Consider the following 24,556-nt stretch of genomic DNA (forward strand, 5'->3'; position numbering starts at 1 on the left):
TCGCTACGACAAGACCGCCACCATCTACCTCGCCGGACTCCACATCGCCGCCATCTTCATCTGGTCGGCGAGATGATCCGAAAGAAACTTCCTAGGGCCCACAGGCAGGACCCACGGGTAGGACCGACAGAAAGGGCGCCTCGCCGGATTTCTCCGGCGGGGCGCCCTTTCCGTGGCTTCGGCCCCACGGGCCGGACCCGTCGTGCGGGCCCGGGCTCCGGCCCGTTGCCGGGCCCGTCGTGCGGTCATGCGGCCCAGACCCGCGGCCCGTCGTGCGGCCCCGCAGGCCCGGACCCGCAGGCCCTGACCCGTCGTGCGGACCCCCGCCCGGACCCGCGGCCCGGGTGGGGGGTTCAGCTCGCGAGGAGCTTCTTCACGGCGGCGGCCACGCGGCCGCCTTCGGCCTGGCCGGCCACCTTCGGGTTCACGATCTTCATGACGGCGCCCATGGCGCGCGGGCCCTCGGCGCCGGCGGCCTTCGCCTCCTCGACGGCGGCGGCGACGATGCCCTCCAGCTCCTCGTCGGAGAGCTGCTTCGGCAGGTACGCGTCGAGCAGGACGCCCTCCGCCCGCTCGCGCTCGGCGGACTCCGCGCGACCGCCCTGCTCGAAGGCGTCCGCGGCCTCGCGCCGCTTCTTCGCCTCCTTGGCGATCACCTTCTGCACCTCGTCGTCGGAGAGCTCGCGCTTGGTCTTGCCCGCGACCTCCTCCTTGGTGATCGCGGCGATGGTCAGCCGCAGGGTCGAGGAGCGCAGCTCGTCGCGGTCCTTGATCGCGGCGTTGAGGTCGTCCTTCAGTCGTGCCTTGAGCGTGGTCATGGCAGCAAGTGTCGCAGGTGCCCACGGCACCCCGCCCGTCCATTTCCACCCCGCGGGTCTGGAACGATGGGGGGATGCGCGCACGGTACGGGATCCCCCTGAAGATCACGGCAGGCGTCGCGGCCACGGCCGCGGCCGGACTCGTCTACGCGGCGGGCTTCGAGGCCCGCTCCTTCCGGCTCCGCCGGATCACCGTCCCCGTCCTGCCGCCGGGCATGGACGACCTGCGGGTCCTCCAGGTCTCCGACGTGCACATGGTGTGCGGCCAGGACAAGAAGCGCGCCTGGCTGCAGAAGCTCGCCGGGCTCCGCCCCGACTTCGTCGTGAACACCGGCGACAACCTCTCCGACACCGACGCCGTGCCGGAGCTGCTGGACGCGCTGGGCCCGCTGATGGAGTTCCCCGGCGTCTACGTCTTCGGCTCCAACGACTACTACGGCCCCCGCTTCCGCAACCCGGCCCGCTACCTCCTGGAGAAGGTCCAGGGCCGGCACGGGCTCAACGGCAACAAGCCGGTCGTCGGCGCCGTCCACAACCCCTGGGAGGGGATCAAGGAGGCCTTCGACGCGGCCGGCTGGGTGGACCTCACCAACACCCGCGGGGCGCTCAAGCTGCCCCAGGGCGACCTGGCCTTCACCGGCCTCGACGACCCGCACATCAAGCGGGACCGGTACGAGCGGGTGGCCGGCGGCCCTGACGCCTCGGCGGACTTCTCGATGGGCATCGTCCACGCGCCGTACCTGCGCGCCCTCGACGCCTTCACCGCCGACGGCTACGAACTGGTCCTCGCCGGGCACACCCACGGCGGGCAGCTGTGCGTCCCCTTCTACGGCGCGCTCGTCACCAACTGCGACCTCGACACCGACCGGGTGAAGGGCCTCTCCACCCACACCGCCGGCGGGCACACCTCCTACCTGCACGTCTCCGCGGGCTGCGGCACCAACCGCTTCACCCCGGTCCGCTTCGCCTGCCCGCCCGAGGCGACGCTGCTGACCCTGACGGCACGCGCCTGAACGCCGGGCGGGGACGCGCCCGCCCCCGTACCGTGAACGCCATGCCGAACCGTTTCGCCGCCGTCGTCCGCGGTCTGATCGCCCTGGCCGCGGCGACCGGCATCGTGATCGAGTGCGTCCAAGGGAACCCGCTGGTCGTCTTCAGCTTCTTCACGATCTGGTCCAACATGGCCGTCGCCGTCGTCCTCGGCCTGGGGGCCGCCCGCGCCTGGACCGGCCGCCCGCCGCTGCCGGCCGTGTGGACCGGCGGGGTGCTGCTCTGCATCTCGATCGTCGGGCTCGTCTTCCACCTGGTCCTCGACAACCCGTCGAGCTCCTTCAACCAGGCCGCCGACATCGCCCGCCTCACCGGCGCCCGCGCCGTCGCCAACCAGCTCCTGCACACCGTGACCCCGCTCGGCGTCGCCCTGGACTGGCTGCTCCTCACCCCGCCCGGCGCGCTCCGCCCCCGCCACGCCGTGCTGTGGCTCGCCGCGCCCGGCGCCTACCTGGTCTTCGCCCTCGTCCGCGGCGCGCTGCTCCCCGACGGCGCCCGGACCCGCTACACGTACCCCTTCCTCGACGTCACCGCCCACGGCTACGCCGGCGTCCTGCTCAACGCCCTGGTCCTCGGTCTCGCCTTCTGCGCCCTCGGCCTGCTCCTCGTCGCGGCGGACCGCTTCCGACCTGCGGTGGCGGGGCGCCGTAACCGGATTTCGTCTCTGGGCGCCGGTGGGCTAAAGTAATCGATGTCGCCGCGACGTGAAGAACAGAGCAGCGACATCGGGGTGTAGCGCAGCTTGGCAGCGCGCTTCGTTCGGGACGAAGAGGTCGTGGGTTCAAATCCCGCCACCCCGACAGCCAGAAGTTCAGGGCCTGATCCGCGCAAGCGGGTCGGGCCCTGAGTCGTTTCCGGGGGCCGGGTGGGGGGCGGAGCCGACCATGACCGAACAGTACGAGGCGTACCTCGACGGGTACGCCGGGATCCTGGCCGGGGTGTGCGCCACCGGCCGGCGGCTGAGCCGCGAGGAGCTGGAGGGGCTGCGGGCGCGGGGAGAGCGGGCGGCCGAGGCGGGGATCGGGCTGCGGGCGCTGGTGCGGGCCCATCTGGTCGCCGCGCGGGTGGTGCGGGGCGGGCTGCCCCGGGGGACCGACCCCGATCTGCTGCTCGGGGCGGTCGAGCAGGCCGTCGACGCCTTCGCCGAGGGGCACGAGCGGGCGCAGAAGCTGGCGGTGCGGCAGGAGGAGGCCGCGCGGCGGGAGTTCGTGGACGACCTGCTGTACGGGCGCAGCGACCTGGGGCGGCTCTCGGAGCGGGCCGAGCGGTTCGGACTGCTGCTGTCGCACGCGCACGCGGTGGCCGTGGCGCAGGCGCCCGAGCCGTTCGGGGACGGGGCGCCGGTCTCGCGGAGCGTGGAGTCCTCGCTGCTCGCCCGCTTCGGCACCCGGCGGATCCTGCTCACCACCAAGGACGGGCGGCTGATCTGTGTCGCCCCGGCCGACGAGCCCGAGGTCCTCGCCCACTTCGCCAAGCAGACGTACGCGGCCGCCGAGGGCAGCCTCGTCGCGATCGGGCGCCCGCACCCGGGCGCCGGCGGCGTCGTCCACTCGTACGAGGAGGCCCTCGGCGCGCTCGACCTGGCCGGCCGCATCGGGCTCGACGGGCCCGTGCTGTACGCCGCCGACCTGCTGGTCTACCCGGTCCTCGGACGGGACCGGCAGGCCATGGCCGACCTCGTCGGGACCGTGCTGGGGCCGCTCGCCGGCGCCCGGGGCGGCGCGCGCCCCCTGCTCGACACCCTGCACGCCTACTTCGAGGCGGGCTGCGTCACCACCGAGGCCGCCCGCCGGCTCGCGCTGAGCGTGCGGGCCGTCACGTACCGGCTCGACCGGATCCACCGGCTCACCGGCTCGGACCCCGGCGACCCGACCCAGCGGTACACGCTCCAGACCGCCGCGATCGGGGCGCGGCTGCTCGGCTGGCCGGACGAGGAGCTGTGAGCCCTCGGGCGTCCCGTCCGTTTCGGGACGGCATCAAGAACGCGTAAAGATTGCCGATCACCGGCAATGCGGGGGATGCCTGTGCGGTGAAACGATCCTCTGGACGGCGGACAGGACACGGCGGCCGAAGGAGCGGGGACATGGTCTGGTTTCTTGGTCTCGGCATCGGCGGTCTGCTGCTGCTCGTCCTGAGCCTGGTCTTCGACGGGGTCCTGGAAGGACTCCTCGACGGCTTCGGGGGGCTGGACGGGGTCCTGTCGCTGCCGGTGGTCGCCGGGTTCCTCTCGGCACTCGGCTTCACCGGGGCGCTCGTGCTCGGCACGACCGGCACGGGGGCGGGGGTCGCCACCGGTGCGGGCGCGGTCGCGGGGATCGGCGTCGGGTGGGTGACCTGGCGGTTCGGCCGGGTCCTGCTGCACGACCCGAGCGCGCCCGCACCGCGCGGCGAGGACCTGGCCGGCAGCTCCGGCTCGGTGGTCACCGCCGTGCCGGCGGACGGCTACGGCGAGGTGCTGCTGTACCTGGCCGGCCAGCCCGTGAAGTACGCGGCCCGGTCGGACCGGGCCGTCCCGCGCGGCACCGAGGTGTGGGTCGAGTCGGTCCTCTCGCCGACCTCCGTCCTCGTGCGCCCCGTCGACCGCTGACCGCCCGCCGCCGACCACCCGGCCGTCGGTCACCGGCCGCCGCTCACGGCCGCCGGCGCCCGGCCGCCGTTCCTTTCGCTGAATCCGACCGAAGGGGGTTTCGTCATGAGCCCTGTCCTCACCGCTGTGGTGGGCATCGTCGTCCTCGTCGTCCTGCTCGCCCTCGCCGTCGTCACCCGCTACAAGGTCGCGGGTCCGAGCGAGGCGTTCATCATCACCGGCCGGCGCGGCCAGAAGGCCACCGATCCGGCGACCGGCCGCGTCTACACCGACAACAGCGGCCAGAAGGTCGTCGTCGGCGGCGGCGTCTTCGTCGTGCCGTTCGTGCAGCAGAAGTTCACCCTCGACCTCTCCAGCCGGCACATCCCGATCGCGGTCCGCGGCGCCGTCACCCTGCGCGGCGTGAAGGCCAACCTGGAGGGCGTCGCGATCGTCAAGGTCGGCGGCACCGAGGACTCCATCCGGGCCGCCGCCCAGCGCTTCCTGATGCAGCAGGACGGCATCGTCGGCTTCACCCAGGAGGTGCTGTCCGGCGCGCTGCGGTCCATCGTCGGCCGGATGTCCGTCGAGGACATCATCCGCGACCGGGCCGCCTTCGCCGGGCAGGTCGCCGAGGAGGCGGAGGCGAGCCTCTCCGGGCAGGGCCTGGTCCTCGACGCCTTCCAGATCCAGGACATCACCACCGAGGGCTCCTACCTGGAGGACCTGGGCCGGCCCGAGGCCGCCCGCGCCAAGCAGGAGGCCGACATCGCCGAGGCCGAGGCCCGGCGCGCCGCCGAGCAGGCCCGGCTGAAGGCCGAGGAGGAGATCGCGGTCGCCCAGCGGACGCTGTACCTGAAGCAGGCCGAGATCAAGGCCCAGACCGACGAGGCCGCCGCCCAGGCCAACGCCGCCGGCCCGCTCGCCGAGGCCGCCCGCCAGCAGGACATCCTCACCGAGCAGGAGAAGGTCGCCGCCCGGCAGGCCGCGCTGACCGACCGGCAGCTCGACACCCAGGTCCGCAAGCCCGCCGACGCCAAGCGGTACGAGGCCGAGCAGCAGGCGGAGGCCCAGCGCACCGCCCGGGTGAAGCAGGCCGAGGCCGAGCGGATGGCGGCCATCGCGGCGGCCGAGGCCGAGGCCGAGCGGGCCCGGCTCACCGGTGAGGGCGAGAAGCAGCGCCGCCAGGCCCTCGCCGAGGCGGAGGCCATCGAGGGGGCCAAGCGCGGTGAGGCCGAGCGGGCCCGCCGTGCGGCCATCGCGGAGGCCGTCCGGCTGGAGGGCGACGCGGAGGCCGGCGCCATCGCGGCGAAGGGGGCCGCCGAGGCGGAGGCCATGCACAAGCGGGCCGACGCCTTCGAGCGGTACGGCGACGCGGCCGTGCTCCAGATGCTGGTGGAGGTGCTGCCGCAGGTGGTCGCCAAGGCCGCGGAGCCGCTGGCCGCCGTCGACAAGATGACCGTCATCTCCACGGACGGCGCGAGCCGGCTGACCCGCACCGTGACGGACAACGTCACCCAGGGCGTCGAACTCCTCTCCTCCACCACGGGAGTCGACCTGGCCTCCCTGCTCCAGGGGCTCACGGGCAAGGCGGTTCCGGCGGGCACTCCGGCGTCCTCGGCAGCTTCCCCGTCGGCTTCCTCTTCCGTGAACGGGAAGGTGGAGATCACCGACTGACCCGTACGACGCCGCCCCGCTCCCGCCGTGATAGGCAGGGGCGGGGCCAAGTCGTGCGTACGGAGGGGCGGTTGTCGTGACGGGGCTGTTGCTGGTGCACGGGGGCGGGGGGAGCGCCGAGGGGCACTTCGGGGGGCTCACGAGGCGCCTGGGGGACCGGTTCCGTTACGTCCGGGGGCAGTTGCCCGACCGGACCGGGCTCGGGACGGACGAGGTCGTGGACGGCCTCGTGGCCGCCGCGGACGCCGCCGGGACCGGGACCTTCGCCGTCTGCGGCTACTCGCTCGGCGCCCCGCTGGCCGTACGGCTCGCGGTGCGGCACCCGGAGCGGGTCACCGCCCTGGTGCTGACCGCGCCGTTCGCGTACCCCGACCACCGGATGCGGCTGGCCCTCTCCCTGTGGCGGGGACTGCACGAGACCGGGCGGCACCGGCTGCTCGCCGAGCACCTGGCGCTGAACGGACTCGGCGACACCTTCCTGGACGCGACCGACCCGGACCGGCTGCGGGCCGTGCTGAGCTTCGCGCCCGCCCCGCCCGCCGGCACCCCGGCCCACCTGGAACTGGCCGGGCGGATCGACGTACGGGAGGACCTGGGGCGGATCGCGGTGCCGGCGCTCGTCGTCGTCACCGCCGAGGACCCGCTCGTCTCCCCCGCCCGCCAGCGGGCGCTCGCCGCCGCGATCCCGGGCGCCAGGGACGTCGAACTCACCACCGGGCACCTGCCGTTCTGGGAGGACCCGGAGGGCTGGGCGGACGCGGTGGGGGCGTTCCTGACGTCCGTCGCCGGATGACGGACGCCTCGGCCGACGGCCGGCGGCGGATGACGGACGGCGTCAGATGATCGGCGGACGGCCCAGCTTCGTCATGCGGAGGACCGTCGACCAGCGCATCGGGCGGCGCGGGCCGGCCGGGGCCTTCAGGCCCTCCGCGAAGCCGGCGAACCAGGAGCGCAGGCCGCGGACCGAGCGGGTGCGGGCGACCGTCAGGAGGACCCAGACCACCAGGTAGAGCGGGACCAGCGGGGCCGGGAGGTTCCGCTTCGCCAGCCACACGCGGTTGCGGGCGGTCATCCGGTAGTAGACGTCGTGCCGGGCCGGGCTGGTCTTCGGGTGCTGGAGCAGCAGCTCGGGCGCGTACCGGATGCGCCAGCCCGCGTCGAGGGCGCGCCAGGCCAGGTCGGTCTCCTCGTGCGCGAAGAAGAAGTCCTCCGGCCAGCCGCCGATCCGGTCGAGCATCGGCATCGACAGGCCGTGGCCGCCGCCGAGGAAGGTGGTGACCTCGCCGCCGCGCATCGGGTCCTTCGCGCCCAGCCGGGGGATGTGCCGGCGCTGGGTCTCGCCCGTCTCGTCGGCGATCCGGAAGGAGACGACGCCGAGCTTCGGCTCGGTCTCGTACAGGTCCACCAGGCGGCGGAAGACGTCCGTGTCGACCAGCAGGCCGTCGTCGTCGAGGTCGACCAGGACGTCCACGTCGCCGAAGGAACGGAGGGTGTCGATCGCCACGTTCCGGCCGCCGGTGACCCCGCGGTTCTCGGGCAGCTCCACGCCGGTGACGCCGTCGGGGAGCGCGGGCAGCGATCCCGTGCCGTTGCCGACCACGACGATCCGGGCGGCGGGCTCGTCCTGCATCGCCACCGAGTCGAGCAGCGCGCCCAGCTCGGCGGGGCGGGTGCCCATCGTCAGTACCGCCACGCCCACTCGCGGTCGCGCCACGGTCCACTCCGTTCCAGATCGGGGTCGGGTCTCGCGTACGGGCCGGCAGCCGCCGGCCCCACGGCACCCATTGTTCACCCTCCGGGAACCCCGGTGGAACCCGGAAGGAACCCGGGGCCCGCCTCCGGGGGAAACGGGGGCGTCCGGCGCGCGGAACCCGCCTCCGGGCGGAACCCGCGGGGCCCTTCCGTACGTCCGTGCGTACGGCGGCGGTTCTCCCCCGGTTCCGCTTCGGGGGGAGCCCGGCGGACGCGCACAAGCAGCGGCTCTACCCTGGTCCTCTGCCGTCAAGTGATCGATTGTCGAAAGGGCGTCTCCTGGTGCTGGTCGCGGACCGATATCGGCTTCACGGGTGTATCGGCCGTGGCGGCATGGGCGAGGTGTGGCAGGCCACCGACGAGGTCCTCGGCCGCCCCGTCGCCGTGAAGCTGATGCTGGCGCAGTCCACCGACCCGTCGGGCGCCGACCGCTTCCGCCTGGAGGCGCAGACCGCCGCCCGGCTCAGCCACCCGCACGTCGTCGGCGTCTTCGACTTCGGCACCTGGGACGGCAAGCTCTTCCTGGTGATGGAGCTGGTCGAGGGCGACAGCCTCGGCTCCTCCCCCGCCCAGCCGCTGGTGCTGCCCGCCGAGCGGGTCGCGGTGGTCGCCGCGCACGCCGCCGCCGGTCTGGCCGCCGCCCACCGGCAGGGCGTGGTCCACCGCGACATCAAGCCCGGCAACCTGCTGATGGACGCCGAGGGCACGGTCAAGCTGGCCGACTTCGGCATCGCCCGCTTCGTCGACGACCCCTCGGCCGGGCTGACCACGACCGGGCAGATCGTCGGCACCGGCCTCTACCTGGCCCCGGAGCGGGCCCTCGGGAAGCCCGCCTCCCCCGCCTCGGACGTCTACTCGCTGGGCTGCGTGCTCTACCAGCTGCTCACCGGGCACCCGCCGTTCCGCGCGGACACCGCGACCGCCCTGCTGTACCAGCACATCGACAGCGCCCCGACCCCGCCGAGCCGGCTCGGGGTGGTCCTCACGCCCGCCTTCGAGGCGTACCTGCTGAGCCTGCTGGCCAAGCAGCCCGAGCAGCGCCCGCCGGCGCAGGCCATCGCCGACTGGTTCGGCTCCGGCGCCTGGCGGGAGTACGCGCCCCGGCCCGCCACGGCCGGCGCCATGCCCGGGGCCGTCCACGCCCCGCCCGCCCAGGCCGCACCGCGCGCGCCTCACGCACCGCACGCGCCCGCGCACACCGCGCCGGTGCCCCCGGCGGCGGCCATGCCCGCCCCGCGCACTCCCCTCCCCGGCCCGGCGTCCGTGCCGACGGCCGTGTCCGGCCCGGCGGCCGGCGGGTCCCGGCGGCGGGTTCCCGAGCGGGCCGGGAACTCCGGCTCCGCGAGCGGCGCGCTCGCCGAGCTGTCCCGGCGGCGCCCGCGCAAGACGGCCGCCGTCGCCGGGGTCGTCGCCTTCGTCGTCTTCCTCTTCATCGGCATGGCCTGGCTCTCCTGACCGGGCCGTGCCGCCCGTCCCGCCCCGCCCGGCCCCGCCCTCAGTACAGCCGTGGCGCCATGACGTGCGGATCCGCGTCGCCCTCGGCGAGCAGCAGGCAGCGGGGCACCCCCGGCCCCGGGGTGGCGCGCACGGTCGCCGGCGTCGGCGGGTCGGTCGGCAGCTCGATCGGGACGGCCACCGGGCGGTCGTCCCGGGTCGTCGCGTGCCCGGTCTCCTTGCCGTCGACGAGGACCTCGACCGTCGGCCGCGAGCCGCTCTCCACCGTCGCCGAGACGGAATGGCCCCGGTAGTCGATGTGGAAGTGGTGGCGTCGCCTCATGGGGTCACCTCCGCGGCGGCCTCCGGGCACCTCCCGCCGGCGCCCTCGGACACCTCCGTCCCTCCAGCGTAGGGACCCCCGGCCGGACCCGCCCGTCCGGCCCGTCGGCGCGGCCCGCCCCCCGGGGCGCGGCCGTCACGCCGTGACCGCGAGCCCCAGGCAGCCGATGGCGACCAGCACCGCGCAGACCGTCAGGTTGACCGCCCGGTACTCCAGGAAGACCGCGGCGAACTCGCGGATGGTGGCGCTCGGCCAGAAGTAGGCGGCGGTCGGCGAACCCACCACCTGGCCGTCCACCCCCGCCTTCCGGGCCATCAGCGCGGCCCGGAAGGCGTGGAAGTTGTTGGTGACGACGACGCAGCCCGCGCCCGGCCGCTCCGCGTCCATCAGCTCCTTGCTGAACAGCAGGTTCTCCTCGGTGTTGCGGGAGCGGTCCTCGCGGAGGATCCGGTCCTCGGGGAAGCCCCGCTCCACCAGGTAGGCGGCCATGGCGTGCGACTCCGGCAGCTCCTCGTCCGGGCCCCGGCCGCCGGAGACGACGAGGAGCGGCGGCCCGTCCTGGCCGCGCGCGGCCAGCAGTTCGTACACCTCCCGGCCCCGGTCGAGCCGGCTCGCGAGGAGCGGCGGCACCCGCCGGCCGCCGATCAGCCCGGAGCCGAGGACCACCACGAAGCCGGCGTCCCGGCGCAGTCTCATGCGGCCGTACAGGAACGCGTACCCGACGAAGCACAGGAAGAGGAAGGAGACGTAGCCGAGGACGAGGAGCAGGGTGACGGCGACGACGCCGAGGACGCGGGAGCGGGTGAGGACCGCGACCGCCATCAGTCCGAGCACGCCGAGGATGCCGAGGCCGGCCAGGAGCGACAGCAGGTTGGCCGGGCTCCTGCCCTCCTTGCGGACCATCTTGACGCCGTTGGCGCAGAGCAGCCCCGCGAGGACCACCGGGCCCAGGCCGAGGACCAGCAGGAGCAGCACCAGGACCGTCTCCGTCAGGCCGTGCGGCAGGTCGTCGACGGCCGAGAGCAGGCCGAGGCCGAGGAAGGTGACGGCGAGACCGAGGTACACCGCGTTCCCGAAGCGGCGGCGGTCGCGCAGCACACCGGCCCCGAAGAAGAGGAGGAACAGGGCGGACACCGCGAAAGCGATCATGCCGCCATCGTAGGCAGCGCGCCCGGCGCCCGGGAGGACCGCGGACGAGACTGTGGACAAGTCCCCGGCGGGCCGCCCGCCCCCACCCCGGACGGGTGACGCGGTCCGGGCCGGCCCCTCACCGCTCCCGCGAGAGCGCGAACAGGCCCTTCCGCGCGCCCTCTTCGTACGCCTCCCGCAGCTCCGGGTCGTCGAGGAGCGCCCGCAGCGCCTCGTCGCTGCGGGCCCGCGCCGCCGTGCAGTAGCGCGACGGACGGTAGGAGGTGTCGAAGAGGGAGGTGCGCAACAGGTCCACGGCGCCCAGGAGATGGGCCGCCCGGTCGGGGCGGCCGTCGAGCAGCCGCATCCGGGCGAGGAGTTCGGCCGCGCAGGAGGCGCCGACGGCGCAGCCGAGCCGCAGGTGCTCGCGGAGCGCCCGGCGGGCGTGCTCGGCGGCCCTGGTCCGCTCCCCGTCCCAGGCCAGGAGTTCGGCCCGGGCGTGGTCGGCCCACGCGTCGGCGAACAGGTCCCGCCCCGCCCAGGTCCGCCGCCCCGCCCCGTCCAGCTCCAGCTGGTCCAGCGCCTCCTGCGCGGCCTCCGGGTCGGTGCGGCTGTGGCAGAGCGCCAGCGCCGCCCAGCAGGCCTCCCGGGTCGGGCCGAAGTCGGGCACGTCCCCGATCTGCTCCAGCGCCTCCCGGAACTCGTCCGCCGCCGCCCGGGTGCGGCCCTGGTAGAGGGCGATGGCACCGCGCAGATGGGCCAGGAGCCCCAGGCACCGCTCGTCGCCGTCCCGCACCGCGCTCGCCCACGCCTGGACGAGGAGCGGATCGGCGTCCTCGGGGCGGCCCGACTCCAGCTCCAGGAAGGCGGCGAGCCACAGCGCGCGGGCGGGCGGCGGGCCCTGGTGCAGTGACAGGGCGTGCCGCAGCCGGGTGCGCCCCTCGGTGGTCCGCCCGCAGGACACCCACAGGAACCACAGCGAGACCGCGATCTCCAGCGCCGCTCCGGTCTCGTCCCCGGCCGCGGTCTGCGCCGTCGTCGGGTCCATCGCGGCGGCCAGGTCGGGCAGTTCGCGCAGGGCCAGGTCGCGGGCGTCCAGCTGCCGGCCCCGCTGCCACCACTCGGCGGCCCGCCGGGCGACCTTCACGCACCACCTCCGGTGGTGCAGGACGACGGTCCGGCGGTCGCCCCGTGCGGTGAGCCGCCGGGCGCCCACCGCCCGCATCGCGTGCGGCATCCAGTGGCGCGGCCCGCCCTCCTCCCCGTCGAACAGGTCGTCCACCGGCAGCAGCGCCAGCGGCGCCAGCCGCTCCAGGACCGCCCCGACGTCGGTGGCGGCCAGCGCGCCGTACCCGCAGACCTCCTCCACCGCCCGCAGGTCGAAGGCGCCCTCGAAGACCGAGAGCCGCTCCCACAGCAGCCGCGCGGCGGGGCCGGCGGCCGCGTACCCCTCCTCGGCGGCGGCGAGTTGGGCGGACCCGACGTGCTCGCCCCACAAGACCTGGTACTCGGGTGGCTCCCCCGCCACGCGCCCCATGCCGTCCATCCGCCGTGCGTCCCCGTTCCTCCGGCCGGCGCCGCCGCCGGGTGTCGTCGCTGTGACGTTTGGCCGACTTTGTGGCCACCGGGCGCCGGGGCGGCTTGAATGCATATGCCCTGGTCCACATCCTGGGGTGCGCCCGGGGCCGCGGCCAAGGTTTTCCGGGGATCGGCCAAGGAGGAAAATGCGGAGCGGGGAATCCGTCCTGGGGGAGGCGGACATGTCGCTGATCCACGCCCTCCAGATCCTGCCGCGGGCCAGCTGGACCCAGCTCTCCACCGTCCTCGGGGCCGGGCCCGACACCCTCGCGCGCCGCTGGGAGCACCTCACCGCCGGCGGCTACGCCTGGACCTCGCTGCTCATCGCCCGGCGCGGCACCGAGGCCGCGCTGTACGCCTGGGTCGAGCTGGAGTGCACCGCCGACAGCACCGAGGCCACCGCGCTCGAACTGGCCGGCGACCCGGGCACCCTCGGCGTGCACGCGGTGACCGGCGGCGCCGACCTGGTCCTGCTGCTGATCGCGCCGGACCTGCCCGCCCTCGACGCCTACGTCACCGGGCGGGTGCGCCGGCTGCCCGGCGTGCTGCGGGCCCGCACCCAGGTCGTCACCCGGATGCACAACCGTCCCTACCGCTCCCGGACCGAGCAACTCACCCCCGCGCAGGCCCGGCTCCTCAGCGGCCTCAGCGCCCTGGAGCGGCGGGACGGGGCACGCGCGCGCGTGGTCCCCCGGGTGACGGAGCTGGACCGGCGGCTCGTCGCGGAGCTGGCCGGTGACGCCCGCCGCAGCGCCGCCGAGCTGGCCCGGCAGTGCGGCACCAGCGAGTCCACGGCGCGCCGGAGGCTGGACGTCCTGGCGGCGGGCGGCGCGCTCCACCACCACTGCCAGCCGGCCCCCCGCTTCTCCGGCCGCCCGGTGTGGGCGATGGTGACGGCGCAGGTGGCGCCGCTGGACGAGCCGGGCACGGTGGCGGCGCTCACCCGGGTGCGGCGCACCCAGGTGATCACCTCGGTGACCGGGCCGCACAACCTGGCGCTGTCGATGTGGCTGGGCTCGGTCGAGGAGCTGCACGAGACCACGGCGGGGCTCGTCCGGGCCGCGCCGGCGCTGCGGATCACGGGGACGGCGGTGAGCCTGCGCACGTACAAGCTCGGGGCGCAGGTGCTGGGCCCCGACGGCCGCCGCCTGCACCACGTCCGCCCGGAGGCCTGACCCGCGGCCGGCACCCGGCCGGGGACCCGGCACCCGCGGGTGCCGCCCGGCCCGAGGCCCGACCCGCGCCCGCCCCCGGGCCGAGACCTGACACGCGCCCACCGTCCGCCGCCCGCCGTCCGCCGTCCGCCGCCCACCGTCCGGCCGGAGGGCGGGCGGGCGGGCGCCCGTGCCCGTCGGAGGCTTCCGGGGGTCCCGGTCCGCGTGGTCTCCTGGGGGCATGGAGTTCGCCGTGTTCGTGACGCTGCCGGGGCTGGTCGTCCTGCTGACCGTGATCGCCTTCGCCGACCAGTTCCTGCGCATGACCGGCCGGGGCAAGCGCCGGGGCACGGTCTCCTCGACCGGCTTCGAGCAGCTGCACGCCACCTTCTCGCCCGGCAAGCAGAGCGAGCTGAAGGAGCGGCAGAGCGCCCTGCTGCTCCGCGACGACGAGGAGGACGGCGCGCCGCCGCGCCGGACCACGGTGGACCTGACGGGCGGCCGCGCCGTGATCCGGCTCCGGCCGGACGCGCGCGGCTAGCGGGGCCCGGCGGGGGCCCTCCCGGCGGGCGCGCGGGCCCGCCCCCGTACCGTGGGGGGTGTGTACCGGTTCCTGAGGACCCCCCGCTGGTGGGGGATCAATCTCTTCGTCCTGCTGGCCATCCCGTTCTGCGTGTTCATGGGGACCTGGCAGCTGGGCAAGTTCGAGGATCGCGTCGACTCCCACCAGGAGGCCGAGCGGAAGCCGGCCGCGAGCGCGCTGGAGGCCGCGCCGCTGGCCTCGCTGCTGCCCGTGGACAAGGAGACCTCCGGCCGCGCCGCCGAGGCCCGCGGCCGCTACGGGGAGCAGTTCCTGGTGCCGGACCGCGAGCTGGACGGGAGGTCCGGCGCGTACGTGCTGACGCTCCTGCGGACGGACGCGGGCCGCTCGCTGCCGGTCGTCCGCGGCTGGCTGCCGGCGGGCGCCGAGGCGCCCGCCCCGCCGTCCGGCGAGGTCACGGTCGTCGGCGCGCTCCAGGCCTCGGAGAACCAGGGCACGAAGGGCGTGCGGACGGCCGGCGGGCTGCCCGAGGGGCAGCTCGGCATGATCAGCGCGGCCTCGCTGGTGAACGTGGTCGACGACGACGTGTACGACGCCTGGGTCACGCTCACCGAGTCGCCCGCCGGCCTCACGCCGGTCCCCGCGGCCGCGGCGGCGGGCACGGGCCTGGACGCCAAGGCCTTCCAGAACCTCGGCTACACCGCCGAGTGGTTCGTCTTCGCCGGCTTCGTCGTCTTCATGTGGTTCCGGCTGCTGCGCCGGGAGGCGGAGGCGGCCCGTGACGAGGCGCTGGGCCTGGCGGGCGCCTGACGGGCCCGTACGGCACGGCGAAGGGGCCGGGGGACGGTGATCCGTCCCCCGGCCCCTTCGCGTGGTGTGCGGGCCGCTCTCAGCCCCGGAGCATTCCGGTGCGGTAGAGCGTGCCGGCGCAGGCGCCGTTGAGGACCGTGGTGACCGTCGGGTCGCCGGGCTCCGCGGTGTAGCCGACGGAGACGCTGCCCTCGGCCGGTTCGGCGCGCAGGAGCTGGGTGCCCAGGCCGGAGTCCGTGCCGGTGCCGCTCCCGGTGCCCGTCCCGCCGGCGCCGGGGTCGGTGCCGCCCGCGTCGGTGCCGCCCGCGTCGGCGCCGTCGCCGCCGCCGGTGGGCGTCGGGGTCGGCTCGGTCGGGACCTCGGTGGGCTCGGTCGGCGTCGGGGTCGGCTCGGTCGGGACCTCGGTGGGCTCGGTCGGCGTCGGGGTGACGCCGCCGCCGTCGGTCGAGCAGCTCGCGGACGGCACCCAGGCGAACTTCACCTGGAACGAGCCGCCCGGTTCGAGCACCAGCGGCTTGACGTCCGCCGAGGAGTCGGGCAGGCCGGTCGCCGGGTCGCCGGCGGTGTGCCGGACGACGGCGATCCGGCTCTGGTCGGCGGCGCCGCTCGCGGTGACGTGGACCACTCCGGACCCGTCGACCCGGCAGGCCGTTCGGGAGCCGTTGACGACGGTGAAGCCGCCGTAGACGACTCCGGTGGAGTCGGGTCCGCTGTTGTACCCGCCGCCCGAACGGAGAGTCCCGGGGCCGCAGCTCCGCACGGAGCCGGCGTCGCCGCCGGAGCCCGGGCCGGTCCGGCCGGCCTTGGGGCCGTCGGGGTCCGCCCCGCCCTTGTCGGGGGCGCCCTTGGTGGGGCCCGTGGTCGGCGAGACCTTGACGGAGGGCGCCTTGGTGGCGGTCGGGTCGCCGCCCTCCGCCTCCGCGCCGGTGCCGCCCTGGGCCTGCTCGCCGTGGCCGGCGAGGGCGGGGTTGGCGGCGGTGAGCCCCGGGGCTCCCGCGACGTGGAGGAAGGCGGGGACGGCGGTGCCGAGGAGGACCGCCGCGGCGGCGGCGCCGACGAGCGCCTGCCGCTTGCGGGCGCGGCGGGCGGGGACGGCGCGGCGCAGGTGGTCCAGGGACGCGGCGGACGGTTCGAGGCCGGAGACGGCGCCGTGGAACAGCCGCCGCAGCGCGAGCTCGTCCTCCCCGTCGTCCTCGCCGGTGCCGTACTCGAAGTCCCTCATCAGTCGTCCACTCAGCTCGTCACGTCCGACGCGGGCCCGTTCCGCTCCGCGTCCGCTGCGTTCGTCGGGGTCGTGGCGCTCCTCGCCCCCGCCGCGTTCCTCGCGCGCCTCCGGGGCCAGGTCGTCCTCGTGGCCGCCGCTCATGCCTTCGCCTCCATGACGACGCGCAGGGCGGCTATGCCCCGGGAACCGTACGCCTTCACGGAGCCGAGCGAGATCCCGAGGGTCTCGGCGACCTGGGCCTCCGTCATGTCGGCGAAGTAGCGCAGGACGAGGACCTCGCGCTGGCGGCGCTGGAGGCCCTTCATCGCCTTGATGAGGTCGTCGCGCTCCAGCTGGTCGTACGCCCCCTCCTCGGCGCTGGCCATGTCCGGCATCGGCTTGGACAGCAGCTTGAGGCCGAGGATGCGGCGGCGCAGCGCGGACCGGGACAGGTTGACCACGGTCTGGCGCAGGTAGGCCAGGGTCTTCTCGGGGTCGCGGACGCGCCGGCGGGCCGAGTGGACGCGGATGAAGGCCTCCTGGACGACGTCCTCGCAGGAGGCGGTGTCGTCGAGCAGGAGGGCGGCGAGACCGAGCAGCGACCGGTAGTGGGCGCGGTAGGTCTCGGTGAGGTGGTCGACGGTGGTGCCGGTGCTGGTGACGGTGGCGGTGACGGTGCCTTCGGCGGCCTTGCGCGGCGTCGGGATGCCGCTCACTCTCGCGCGGGAATCGGTGGTCACGGCGGTGGTCACCGGAGGGCCGTCGAGGAGTCGCGGGCGTCCGAGCGGACGGACCGCGGCGCGTCCGGGCACGGCGCCGGTGCCGGGTTCCCGCGGGGGGAGCACGGCCGTGCGTCCCCGGCGGAGCGGGGAGAGCGCGGGAATGTCGAGTACGTCTGCCACGCCTGTTTGACTCGTGTTCCCCCGGAATGGTTGTACGCCTGCGCCGCCGTTCTCGTCGGCGAGCTGTTCGTCCTCATGCGTAACCGTTCTCCCCCATTGCCCCGTTCCATCGCGCACTCCGCTCCCCTGTGGTGGGTGAACGCGGAGACGCGCCCCGCCCAACTACTAGTTGCAGGAAGGGGGAAGAGCATCGTCCGTCACCACATCGCCGCAGTTCAAGGGGGTTCCGTCGCCGAATTGCTCACAGGATGTTCACAGATCCTCCGAAGCCACCGCAATCGGATACGACCGCGCCCGGCCGCTGGGGAGCGGCCGGGCGCGGTGCGGGACGGGTCGGGTCGGGTCAGCGCCCGGTGCCTCCGTAGACGACGGCCTCGTCCGAGTCGCTGTCCAGTCCGAAGGCGGAGTGGACGGCGGTCACGGCCTCGTTGACGTCGTCGGCGCGGGTGACGACCGAGATGCGGATCTCGGAGGTCGAGATCAGCTCGATGTTGACGCCCGCGTCGGACAGGGCGCGGAAGAAGTCCGCGGTCACGCCCGGGTTGGTCTTCATGCCGGCGCCGACGAGGGAGATCTTGCCGATCTGGTCGTCGTAGCGGAGCGAGTCGAAGCCGATCGAGCCCTTCGCCTTCTCCAGGGCGTCGATGGCCTTGCGGCCCTCGGCCTTCGGGAGGGTGAAGGAGATGTCGGTGAGACCGGTGGAGGCCGCCGACACGTTCTGCACGATCATGTCGATGTTGATCTCGGCGTCCGCGACGGCCCGGAAGATGGCCGCGGCCTCGCCCGGCTTGTCCGGCACGCCGACGACGGTGATCTTCGCCTCGGAGGTGTCGTGGGCGACACCGGAGATGATGGCCTGCTCCACCTTGTCCCCTGTCGGTTCGTTGCTGACCCACGTGCCCTGGAGTCCGGAGAAGGACGAGCGGACGTGGATCGGGATGTTGTAGCGGCGTGCGTACTCGACGCAGCGGTGCAGCAGCACCTTGGAGCCGGAGGCGGCGAGCTCCAGCATGTCCTCGAAGGAGATCCAGTCGATCTTCCGCGCCTTCTTCACCACGCGCGGGTCGGCGGTGAAGACGCCGTCGACGTCGGTGTAGATCTCGCACACCTCGGCGTCGAGCGCGGCGGCGAGCGCCACGGCCGTGGTGTCGGAGCCGCCGCGGCCCAGGGTGGTGATGTCCTTCTTGTCCTGGGACACGCCCTGGAAGCCGGCGACGATGGCGATGTTGCCCTCGTCGAGGGCGGTGCGGATCCGGCCCGGCGTGACATCGATGATGCGCGCTTTGTTGTGGACCGAGTCGGTGATGACACCCGCCTGGCTGCCGGTGAACGACTGGGCCTCGTGGCCCAGGTTTTTGATCGCCATCGCCAGCAGGGCCATGGAGATCCGCTCTCCGGCGGTCAGCAGCATGTCGAACTCACGTCCGGCAGGCATGGGAGAAACCTGCTCGGCGAGATCGATCAGCTCGTCCGTCGTGTCGCCCATCGCGGAGACCACGACGACCACCTGGTGGCCGTTCTTCTTGGCTTCCACGATCCGCTTGGCGACGCGCTTGATGCCCTCGGCATCGGCAACGGAGGAGCCTCCGTACTTCTGCACGACAAGGCCCACGTGCGCTCCTCGCTCGGTCGGTGCCGCAGCCCGTGCTGCGGTCGGCTCAGTCTAACGAGCGACCGAAAAACACCAGCCCGCTATCACATCCTGAGACGGCGTGCTCGGGAAGTGATCACGGGGCGGTCTAGAGGCCCTTCATCCCCAGCGGGCCCGCGATCTCCTGGATCATCACGCGGCCGGCCTCCTCCGCCAGGTCGTCCTCGGTGAGGTCCTCGTCGGTGTCGAGGCCGTCGAGGGCGGCGAGGGGCTGGTCGAGCCGGACGTGGGCGACCAGGGACTGCAGGGCGCGCAGGGTGGCGGAGGCGGTGGGGCCCCAGTTGGAGAAGTAGGAGAACTGCCACCACCACAGCGCCTCGGAGGTGCGGCCGGCCCGGTAGTGGGCGAGACCGTGGCGGAGGTCCGCGACGATGTCCGCGAGGTTGTCCGAGATCCGGGCCGGGACCGGCGCCTTGCGGGGCTCGTACGGGTCGAAGACCTCGGAGAAGACGTCCACCGGGTCCAGCATCGCCGCGAACCGCTCCCGCAGGTCGTCCACGTCCGGCTCCGGGCCCGTGTCGGTCTCGTACCGCTCGTCCGGGACGATGTCCTCGTGCGCGCCCAGCCGGCCGCCCGCGAGGAGCAGCTGGGAGATCTCCAGGAGCAGGAAGGGCACCGCGCTGTCCGGCTCGTCGCCCTTGGCGACCTCGGTCGTGGCGACGATGAAGCTCTCGACGGAGTCGGCGATCTGGACCGCGAAGTCGTCGGGACTCTGCGTGAGGGAGTGGAGCGTGGGGTCAGACATCGAGGAGCCTTTCTGAGAGCTCGCCGGCACCGGCCCGGTCCTCCCGCGCCCGGTCGTCATACATCTAGCAGCCTCCGCCCCTCGAAGGCACGGCCGAGCGTGACCTCGTCGGCGTACTCCAGGTCGCCGCCGACCGGCAGGCCGCTCGCGAGCCGGGTGACCTTGAGCCCCATGGGCTTGATCATCCGGGCCAGGTACGTGGCCGTGGCCTCGCCCTCCAGGTTGGGGTCGGTCGCCAGGATCAGCTCGGTGACCGCGCCGTCCGCGAGGCGGGCGAGCAGCTCCCGGATCCGCAGGTCGTCCGGGCCGACGCCCTCGATCGGGCTGATCGCGCCGCCGAGGACGTGGTACCGCCCCCGGAACTCGCGGGTCCGCTCGATCGCGACGACGTCCTTCGGCTCCTCGACCACGCAGATGACGGTCAGGTCCCGGCGCGGGTCGCGGCAGATGTTGCACTGCTCCTGCTGCGCCACGTTCCCGCAGACCGCGCAGAACCGGACCTTCTCCTTGACCTCCAGGAGCGCGTGCGCGAGGCGGCGCACGTCCGTCGGCTCGGCCTGGAGGACGTGGAAGGCGATCCGCTGCGCGCTCTTGGGACCGACGCCGGGCAGCCTGCCCAGCTCGTCGATCAGGTCCTGGACCACGCCTTCGTACAACGGAACGCCCTTCGGGGAGTGCTCTTGCTTCTTACGGTAGTGGCTGGGGGTGCCGCTTAGAACCCCAGACCCGGCATCCCGCCCAGGCCCTGCGCCAGCGGGCCGAGCTTGGCCTGCTGGAGCTGCTGCGCGTTGTCGTTCGCGGCCTGCACGGCGGCGACCACCAGGTCCGCCAGGGTCTCGGTGTCCTCCGGGTCGACGGCCTTCGGGTCGATGACCAGGCCGCGCAGCTCCCCGGAGCCGGTCACGGTGGCCTTCACCAGACCGCCGCCCGCCTGGCCCTCGACCTCGGTCGCGGCGAGCTCCTGCTGGGCGCGGGCGAGGTCCTGCTGCATCTTCTGCGCCTGCTGGAGGATCTGCTGCATGTTGGGCTGGCCGCCACCGGGGATCACGGTCACTCCTCGTGTTCGAAGCTCGGCCGGTCCACGTCCGGTACCGGTGCTCCGAGCCTACGCGGTCGCGGACCGGCCCGCCGCGACAACTCTTTCGGGTGAGAAACTGCGGGCTCCTCTACCTGATCAACACCCTCTTGCGGGCGGAAATCCCGGGATTCCGGGCCCGCCGCCCACCATTCGGCGGTAGGAAGGGCAGGCACCACGTGCACCGCACGTCACAGAAGGACACGAGCGACACGAACGCTGGGCTGAACAGAGGAGTCCCCCGGTGAGCCACCAGCCGGAGATGCAGCCGCCGGGGCAGCCCGGGGAAGACGTCCACAGAGATCTGACGGGGAAGCCCTTCCCCCTGGGCGACTGGGGCGAGCCCGCGGAGCGCCTCGACGAGCTCTACCGGTGGGTGGAGGCCGGCGCCCTGCGCACCGCCGAGTGGTACCTCTCGGACCGGGTGTGGAAGCGCCGCTGCGCCCGGGTGCTGAGGATCGGCACCGCGCTCGGCGTGATCGCCGGGGCGGCGCTGCCGCTGCTCGACCTGACCGGGGTCGCCGAGGGCACGGCCGGCTGGGGCTACCTGTCGCTGCTGCTCGGCGCGGCCTGCATGGCCTGCGACCGGTACTTCGGGCTGACCTCGGGCTGGATAAGGGACGTGGCGACCGCCCAGGCGGTGCAGCGGCGGCTGCAGGCCCTCCAGTTCGACTGGGCCTCGGAGAGCGTGCGGGAGGTCCTCGGGCCGACGGAGGGGACCGCCAGCGAGGCCGCCGAGCGCTGTCTCGGAGTGCTGCGCCGCTTCTCGGAGGACGTCACGGAGCTGGTCCGGGCGGAGACGGCGGACTGGATGGTCGAGTTCCGCTCGGGCCCCGCGCCGCTGGCGCTCCAGTCGGTCGGGGTCGTACCGGCCCGGCCGGAGGTGGCGCACCCGTCCGGGCGCTTCCCGCTGCCGCCCGGCACCCGGCCGAACATGCCGCGCCAGCGGCCCCCGGAGGCCCGCTGAGGCTCCTCCGGGGCGGCCGGGCGCGCACGGGGTCAGCTGAGCATGATCATCGAGCCCTGGGCGAGGCTGCGGGTGGCCGCCGCGTGCAGGCCGAGCCAGACGTGCCGCTCGCGGGCGAAGGGGCCGCCGTCGGGCGGCACCGGGGCGGCGGGCTCCTCCAGCTCGGTGGGCCGGGCGGGCGGGGCCGGGGCGGCCGGCGGGTTCGCCGGGTCGATGCCGAGGGCCGGGGCGACGAACTCCAGCTCGCGCAGCAGCCCGTACGAGGAGCCGAGCGGGCCGCCGCCCTCCAGGAGCCGGTCGTTGGAGAGCGGCACCGGGAAGTCGACCGGCACGTAGGCGCCCGCGTGGTCGTAGTGCCAGACCAGGTGGGACTGCTGGGCGGTCGCCTCGAACATCTCCAGGAGCTGCTCGTAGTCCCCGCCGAGTTCGCCGACGGGCTCGACGGGCAGTCCGCAGATCGCCAGCAGGTAGGCCCGGCGCAGGAAGTGCAGGGCCTCGTAGTCGAAGCCGGCGACCGGCGCGACGTCGCCGGAGAGCCCCGGCATGTACGCGTACACGGGCACGGTCGGCAGCCCCGAGGCGCTCAGCACGGCGTCGTACTCGGCGAGGTCCTCGGCGAAGGGGTTGTCGGGGCTGTGGCACAGCACGTCGACGAGGGGGACCAGCCACAGGTCACAGGCCAAGGGAGGCTCGCTCTCCGTCGGTTTCGGGGAGGGCCAGGGTAGTCGGCGGGGCCGACGACGCCCACCCGTGGGAGGCCTGCCCCGGGAAGCGCCGCCTCAACCCGGCGGCGGGTCACCGGGTGGACCGGGCCGCGTGTCCCGGTGGGCGGTCATCGGCCGAGGCGGGTCTCCAGGCGGTCGGCCCATTCCAGCGAGTGGGTGTTGTAGGCGCGGACGACGGCGGCGGCGGCCTCGGCGTCGCCGCGGGTGACGGCGTCGATCAGCTCCACGTGTCCGGACCAGAGCCAGCCGTGGAGTTCGCGCTCGGCCCGCAGGTGGGGCACGGAGAAGACCCAGGCCTGGACGCGGAGCCGGTGCAGGAAGTCGGCGATGTGGCCGTTGCGGGCGACGAGCCGGCCCAGCTCGTGCCAGTAGCGCAGGTCGTAGCCGATGAGGACGTCCAGGTCGCCGGCGCGGGCGGCGCGGGCGGCGGCCTCGCCCCGGCGGCGTATCGACACCAGGACGACCCCGATGCCGGGGTCGGGTTCGGGGAACGCGGTGCGGGCCTGCGGGGTGTGGCGGCGGAAGATGCCGTCGACGACGAGCATCCGGGCCTCGACCATCTCCCGGTAGTCGGCCACCGAGAAGCGGTGGACCCGGAAGCCGCGGTGCTGGTCGGAGTCGAGCAGGCCCTGGGCGCAGAGCTCGACGAGGGCCTCGCGGACGGGGGTGGCGGAGACGCCGTACTGCTCGGCGATCTGCTTGACGGTGAACTCACGGCCGGGCTGGAGACGCCCCGCGAGGACCTCGTCACGGAGCGCGTCCGCGATCTGCCGGCTGAGGGTGCTGCGGGTGACGGCGCTGTTCGCGGACGTGCCGGGCATGCGGATGGGCCCCCTCCGTGAGGTTCCGGGAGACTCTAGTCCAGAGCCGGTCCCTCGGGAGGAGGCCCTCGTCACACGGGGTGACGCCGGCCGGTGCCGTCGGCGGACGGCGTCAGACCGTGTGCTCGTCGGCGACGGTGAGCGCCGCGTCGAGGGCCGCCAGGCCCTCCTTGACCTCGTCGTCCGTGACGTTGCAGGCGGGGACGGCGTGGGTGCGGTTCATGTTGACGAAGGGCCACAGGCCGTTCTTCTTCGCCGCGGCGCCGAAGGCGGCCATCGGGGCGTTGGCCTCGCCGGACGCGTTGTACGGGACGAGCGGCTCGCGCGTCTCCTTGTTCCTGACCAGGTCGAGCGCCCAGAAGACGCCCATGCCGCGGACCTCGCCGACGGACGGGTGGCGCTCGGCGAGCTCGCGCAGGCCGGGGCCGAGGACCTGCTCGCCGATCCGGGCGGCGTTCTCGACGACCTTCTCGTCCTCCATCACCCGGATGGTGGCGACGGCGGCGGCGCAGGCCAGCGGGTGGCCGGAGTAGGTGAGGCCGCCCGGGTAGGGGCGGGTCTCGAAGGTGGCGGCGATCCTCTCGCTGATGGCGACGCCGCCGAGCGGCACGTAGCCGGAGTTGACGCCCTTGGCGAAGGTCATCAGGTCGGGGACGACGTCGAAGTGCTCGGCGGCGAACCACTTGCCGGTGCGGCCGAAGCCGGCCATGACCTCGTCGAGGACGAAGACGATGCCGTACTTGTCGCAGATCGCGCGGACGCCGGCGAGGTAGCCGGGCGGCGGGGTCATGATGCCGGCGGTGCCGGGGACGGTCTCCAGGATGATCGCGGCGATCGTCGCCGGACCCTCGAAGGCGATGGTGTCCTCCAGGTGCGCGAGGGCGCGCTCGCACTCCTGCTGCTCGGTCTCCGCGTAGAACGGCGAGCGGTAGAGGAAGGGCGCCCAGAAGCGCACGACGCCGGCGGAGCCGGTGTCGGAGGCCCAGCGGCGGGGGTCGCCGGTGAGGTTGATCGCGGTGGAGGTGGCGCCGTGGTACGAGCGGAAGGCGGAGAGCACCTTGTGGCGGCCGGTGTGCAGCCGGGCCATCCGGACGGCGTTCTCGACGGCCTCGGCGCCGCCGTTGGTGAAGAAGATCTTGTCGAGGTCGCCGGGGGTGCGCTCGGCGATGAGGCGTGCGGCCTCGGAGCGGACGTCGACGGCGAAGGCGGGGGCGAAGGTCGCGAGCTTCGCGGCCTGCTCCTGGATGGCGGCGACCACCTTGGGGTGCTGGTAGCCGATGTTGGTGTAGACGAGGCCGCTGGTGAAGTCGAGGTAGCGGTTGCCGTCGTAGTCCCAGAAGTACGAGCCCTCCGCGCCGGCCACGGCGAGCGGGTCGATCAGGCCCTGGGCGGACCAGCTGTGGAAGACGTGGGCGCGGTCCGCGGCCTTGACGGCGGCGCCGGCCTGGGGGTCGGGCACGACATGAGGGGTCATGCACCGAAGGGTAAGGAACCCCAGGTGGGGCGGCCATCACCATCTTGTCCACCGAGAACGCGCCGGACGCGACACTGTGCTTCGCCGGGGGGCGCTGCGGATTCCGTCGCGGGGCTCCGGAGGCGTTTCTCTTGACAGTAT

At 74.2% G+C, this 24,556-nt stretch carries 25 protein-coding genes and 1 tRNA gene; 12 read left to right on the forward strand and 14 right to left on the reverse strand.

Annotated features, from left to right (window positions below; genetic code table 11):
- Positions 1-353 precede the first annotated feature (353 nt).
- Complete coding sequence (locus ACFW6A_RS29615) at positions 354-818, reverse strand: GatB/YqeY domain-containing protein (RefSeq protein WP_351843909.1); 465 nt, start codon at positions 816-818, stop codon at positions 354-356.
- 74 nt (positions 819-892) lie between these two features.
- Here ACFW6A_RS29615 and ACFW6A_RS29620 point away from each other — a divergent pair, with 74 nt between their 5' ends.
- From ACFW6A_RS29620 to ACFW6A_RS29650, 7 genes are all read left to right on the forward strand, one after another.
- Positions 893-1,831: a metallophosphoesterase gene (locus ACFW6A_RS29620; protein ID WP_351843907.1), complete on the forward strand. Its 939-nt coding sequence runs from the start codon at positions 893-895 to the stop codon at positions 1,829-1,831.
- Between the two features lie 41 nt (positions 1,832-1,872).
- Positions 1,873-2,556, forward strand: coding sequence for a Pr6Pr family membrane protein (locus ACFW6A_RS29625; RefSeq protein WP_351843905.1), 684 nt, complete (start codon positions 1,873-1,875; stop codon positions 2,554-2,556).
- 38 nt (positions 2,557-2,594) lie between these two features.
- Positions 2,595-2,668: transfer RNA gene (locus ACFW6A_RS29630), tRNA-Pro, on the forward strand.
- 84 nt (positions 2,669-2,752) lie between these two features.
- Positions 2,753-3,811, forward strand: coding sequence for a PucR family transcriptional regulator (locus tag ACFW6A_RS29635; RefSeq protein WP_386644267.1), 1,059 nt, complete (start codon positions 2,753-2,755; stop codon positions 3,809-3,811).
- 140 nt (positions 3,812-3,951) lie between these two features.
- Positions 3,952-4,455 carry a hypothetical protein gene (locus ACFW6A_RS29640; protein ID WP_386644270.1) on the forward strand — a complete coding sequence of 168 codons (504 nt, stop codon included), beginning with the start codon at positions 3,952-3,954 and terminating at the stop codon, positions 4,453-4,455.
- Between the two features lie 105 nt (positions 4,456-4,560).
- Positions 4,561-6,111 carry an SPFH domain-containing protein gene (locus ACFW6A_RS29645; RefSeq protein ID WP_351843898.1) on the forward strand — a complete coding sequence of 517 codons (1,551 nt, stop codon included), beginning with the start codon at positions 4,561-4,563 and terminating at the stop codon, positions 6,109-6,111.
- A gap of 94 nt (positions 6,112-6,205) precedes the next feature.
- A complete protein-coding gene (locus ACFW6A_RS29650; protein ID WP_386644329.1) occupies positions 6,206-6,904 on the forward strand; it encodes an alpha/beta fold hydrolase in 699 nt (232 codons plus the stop codon).
- A gap of 42 nt (positions 6,905-6,946) precedes the next feature.
- Here the strand turns inward: ACFW6A_RS29650 and ACFW6A_RS29655 are convergent, their stop codons facing one another.
- Positions 6,947-7,825, reverse strand: coding sequence for a glycosyltransferase family 2 protein (locus ACFW6A_RS29655; RefSeq protein ID WP_351843894.1), 879 nt, complete (start codon positions 7,823-7,825; stop codon positions 6,947-6,949).
- 320 nt (positions 7,826-8,145) lie between these two features.
- On the opposite strand from ACFW6A_RS29655, the gene ACFW6A_RS29660 reads away from it, so the two are divergent.
- A complete protein-coding gene (locus tag ACFW6A_RS29660) occupies positions 8,146-9,318 on the forward strand; it encodes a serine/threonine-protein kinase (RefSeq protein WP_386644332.1) in 1,173 nt (390 codons plus the stop codon).
- A gap of 40 nt (positions 9,319-9,358) precedes the next feature.
- Here the strand turns inward: ACFW6A_RS29660 and ACFW6A_RS29665 are convergent, their stop codons facing one another.
- From ACFW6A_RS29665 to ACFW6A_RS29675, 3 genes are all read right to left on the reverse strand, one after another.
- Positions 9,359-9,640, reverse strand: coding sequence for a hypothetical protein (locus ACFW6A_RS29665; RefSeq protein ID WP_351843889.1), 282 nt, complete (start codon positions 9,638-9,640; stop codon positions 9,359-9,361).
- A 135-nt stretch (positions 9,641-9,775) separates the two neighbouring features.
- The gene (locus ACFW6A_RS29670) at positions 9,776-10,789 is read right to left on the reverse strand and encodes a YdcF family protein (protein ID WP_351843887.1); all 1,014 of its coding nucleotides are present in this window, start codon (positions 10,787-10,789) and stop codon (positions 9,776-9,778) included.
- Between the two features lie 118 nt (positions 10,790-10,907).
- Positions 10,908-12,314, reverse strand: coding sequence for a tetratricopeptide repeat protein (locus ACFW6A_RS29675; protein WP_386644273.1), 1,407 nt, complete (start codon positions 12,312-12,314; stop codon positions 10,908-10,910).
- Positions 12,315-12,492: 178 nt separating this feature from the next.
- Here ACFW6A_RS29675 and ACFW6A_RS29680 point away from each other — a divergent pair, with 178 nt between their 5' ends.
- From ACFW6A_RS29680 to ACFW6A_RS29690, 3 genes are all read left to right on the forward strand, one after another.
- Positions 12,493-13,521, forward strand: coding sequence for an AsnC family transcriptional regulator (locus ACFW6A_RS29680; protein ID WP_351843883.1), 1,029 nt, complete (start codon positions 12,493-12,495; stop codon positions 13,519-13,521).
- 220 nt (positions 13,522-13,741) lie between these two features.
- Entirely contained in the window at positions 13,742-14,041 is a 300-nt protein-coding gene (locus tag ACFW6A_RS29685; RefSeq protein WP_351843881.1) for a DUF6191 domain-containing protein, read from the forward strand.
- A gap of 60 nt (positions 14,042-14,101) precedes the next feature.
- Positions 14,102-14,851: an SURF1 family protein gene (locus ACFW6A_RS29690; protein ID WP_386644277.1), complete on the forward strand. Its 750-nt coding sequence runs from the start codon at positions 14,102-14,104 to the stop codon at positions 14,849-14,851.
- A gap of 79 nt (positions 14,852-14,930) precedes the next feature.
- Here ACFW6A_RS29690 and ACFW6A_RS29695 read toward each other — a convergent pair whose 3' ends face one another.
- The 6 genes from ACFW6A_RS29695 to ACFW6A_RS29720 form a co-directional block, all read right to left on the reverse strand.
- Positions 14,931-16,217 carry a hypothetical protein gene (locus tag ACFW6A_RS29695; RefSeq protein ID WP_351843875.1) on the reverse strand — a complete coding sequence of 429 codons (1,287 nt, stop codon included), beginning with the start codon at positions 16,215-16,217 and terminating at the stop codon, positions 14,931-14,933.
- Positions 16,214-16,762, reverse strand: a complete 549-nt coding sequence (locus ACFW6A_RS29700) for a SigE family RNA polymerase sigma factor (RefSeq protein ID WP_386478210.1) — start codon at positions 16,760-16,762, stop codon at positions 16,214-16,216. The genes ACFW6A_RS29695 and ACFW6A_RS29700 overlap by 4 nt, the downstream gene beginning before the upstream one ends.
- Before the next feature lie 538 nt (positions 16,763-17,300).
- Positions 17,301-18,569, reverse strand: coding sequence for an aspartate kinase (locus tag ACFW6A_RS29705; protein WP_351843871.1), 1,269 nt, complete (start codon positions 18,567-18,569; stop codon positions 17,301-17,303).
- Positions 18,570-18,696: 127 nt separating this feature from the next.
- A complete protein-coding gene (locus ACFW6A_RS29710; protein WP_351843869.1) occupies positions 18,697-19,353 on the reverse strand; it encodes a DUF5063 domain-containing protein in 657 nt (218 codons plus the stop codon).
- Between the two features lie 56 nt (positions 19,354-19,409).
- On the reverse strand, positions 19,410-20,009 hold the full coding sequence (gene recR / locus ACFW6A_RS29715) for a recombination mediator RecR (protein WP_033202382.1): 600 nt from the start codon (positions 20,007-20,009) through the stop codon (positions 19,410-19,412).
- A gap of 56 nt (positions 20,010-20,065) precedes the next feature.
- Positions 20,066-20,401 (reverse strand): YbaB/EbfC family nucleoid-associated protein, encoded by a 336-nt coding sequence (locus ACFW6A_RS29720; RefSeq protein ID WP_351843868.1) that lies wholly within the window; start codon positions 20,399-20,401, stop codon positions 20,066-20,068.
- Positions 20,402-20,690: 289 nt separating this feature from the next.
- Between ACFW6A_RS29720 and ACFW6A_RS29725 the strand changes: the two genes are divergently transcribed.
- Complete coding sequence (locus tag ACFW6A_RS29725; protein WP_386644335.1) at positions 20,691-21,395, forward strand: SLATT domain-containing protein; 705 nt, start codon at positions 20,691-20,693, stop codon at positions 21,393-21,395.
- Between the two features lie 32 nt (positions 21,396-21,427).
- Here the strand turns inward: ACFW6A_RS29725 and ACFW6A_RS29730 are convergent, their stop codons facing one another.
- The 3 genes from ACFW6A_RS29730 to ACFW6A_RS29740 all read right to left on the reverse strand — a co-directional run bounded on the left by ACFW6A_RS29730 (position 21,428) and on the right by ACFW6A_RS29740 (position 24,415).
- The gene (locus ACFW6A_RS29730; RefSeq protein ID WP_386478191.1) at positions 21,428-22,078 is read right to left on the reverse strand and encodes a hypothetical protein; all 651 of its coding nucleotides are present in this window, start codon (positions 22,076-22,078) and stop codon (positions 21,428-21,430) included.
- A 149-nt stretch (positions 22,079-22,227) separates the two neighbouring features.
- Positions 22,228-22,941: a GntR family transcriptional regulator gene (locus ACFW6A_RS29735; RefSeq protein ID WP_351843864.1), complete on the reverse strand. Its 714-nt coding sequence runs from the start codon at positions 22,939-22,941 to the stop codon at positions 22,228-22,230.
- A gap of 112 nt (positions 22,942-23,053) precedes the next feature.
- Entirely contained in the window at positions 23,054-24,415 is a 1,362-nt protein-coding gene (locus ACFW6A_RS29740; protein WP_386644281.1) for an aspartate aminotransferase family protein, read from the reverse strand.
- Positions 24,416-24,556 lie beyond the last annotated feature (141 nt).

Source organism: Streptomyces sp. NPDC058758 (assembly GCF_042746075.1).
GTDB lineage: Bacteria > Actinomycetota > Actinomycetes > Streptomycetales > Streptomycetaceae > Streptomyces.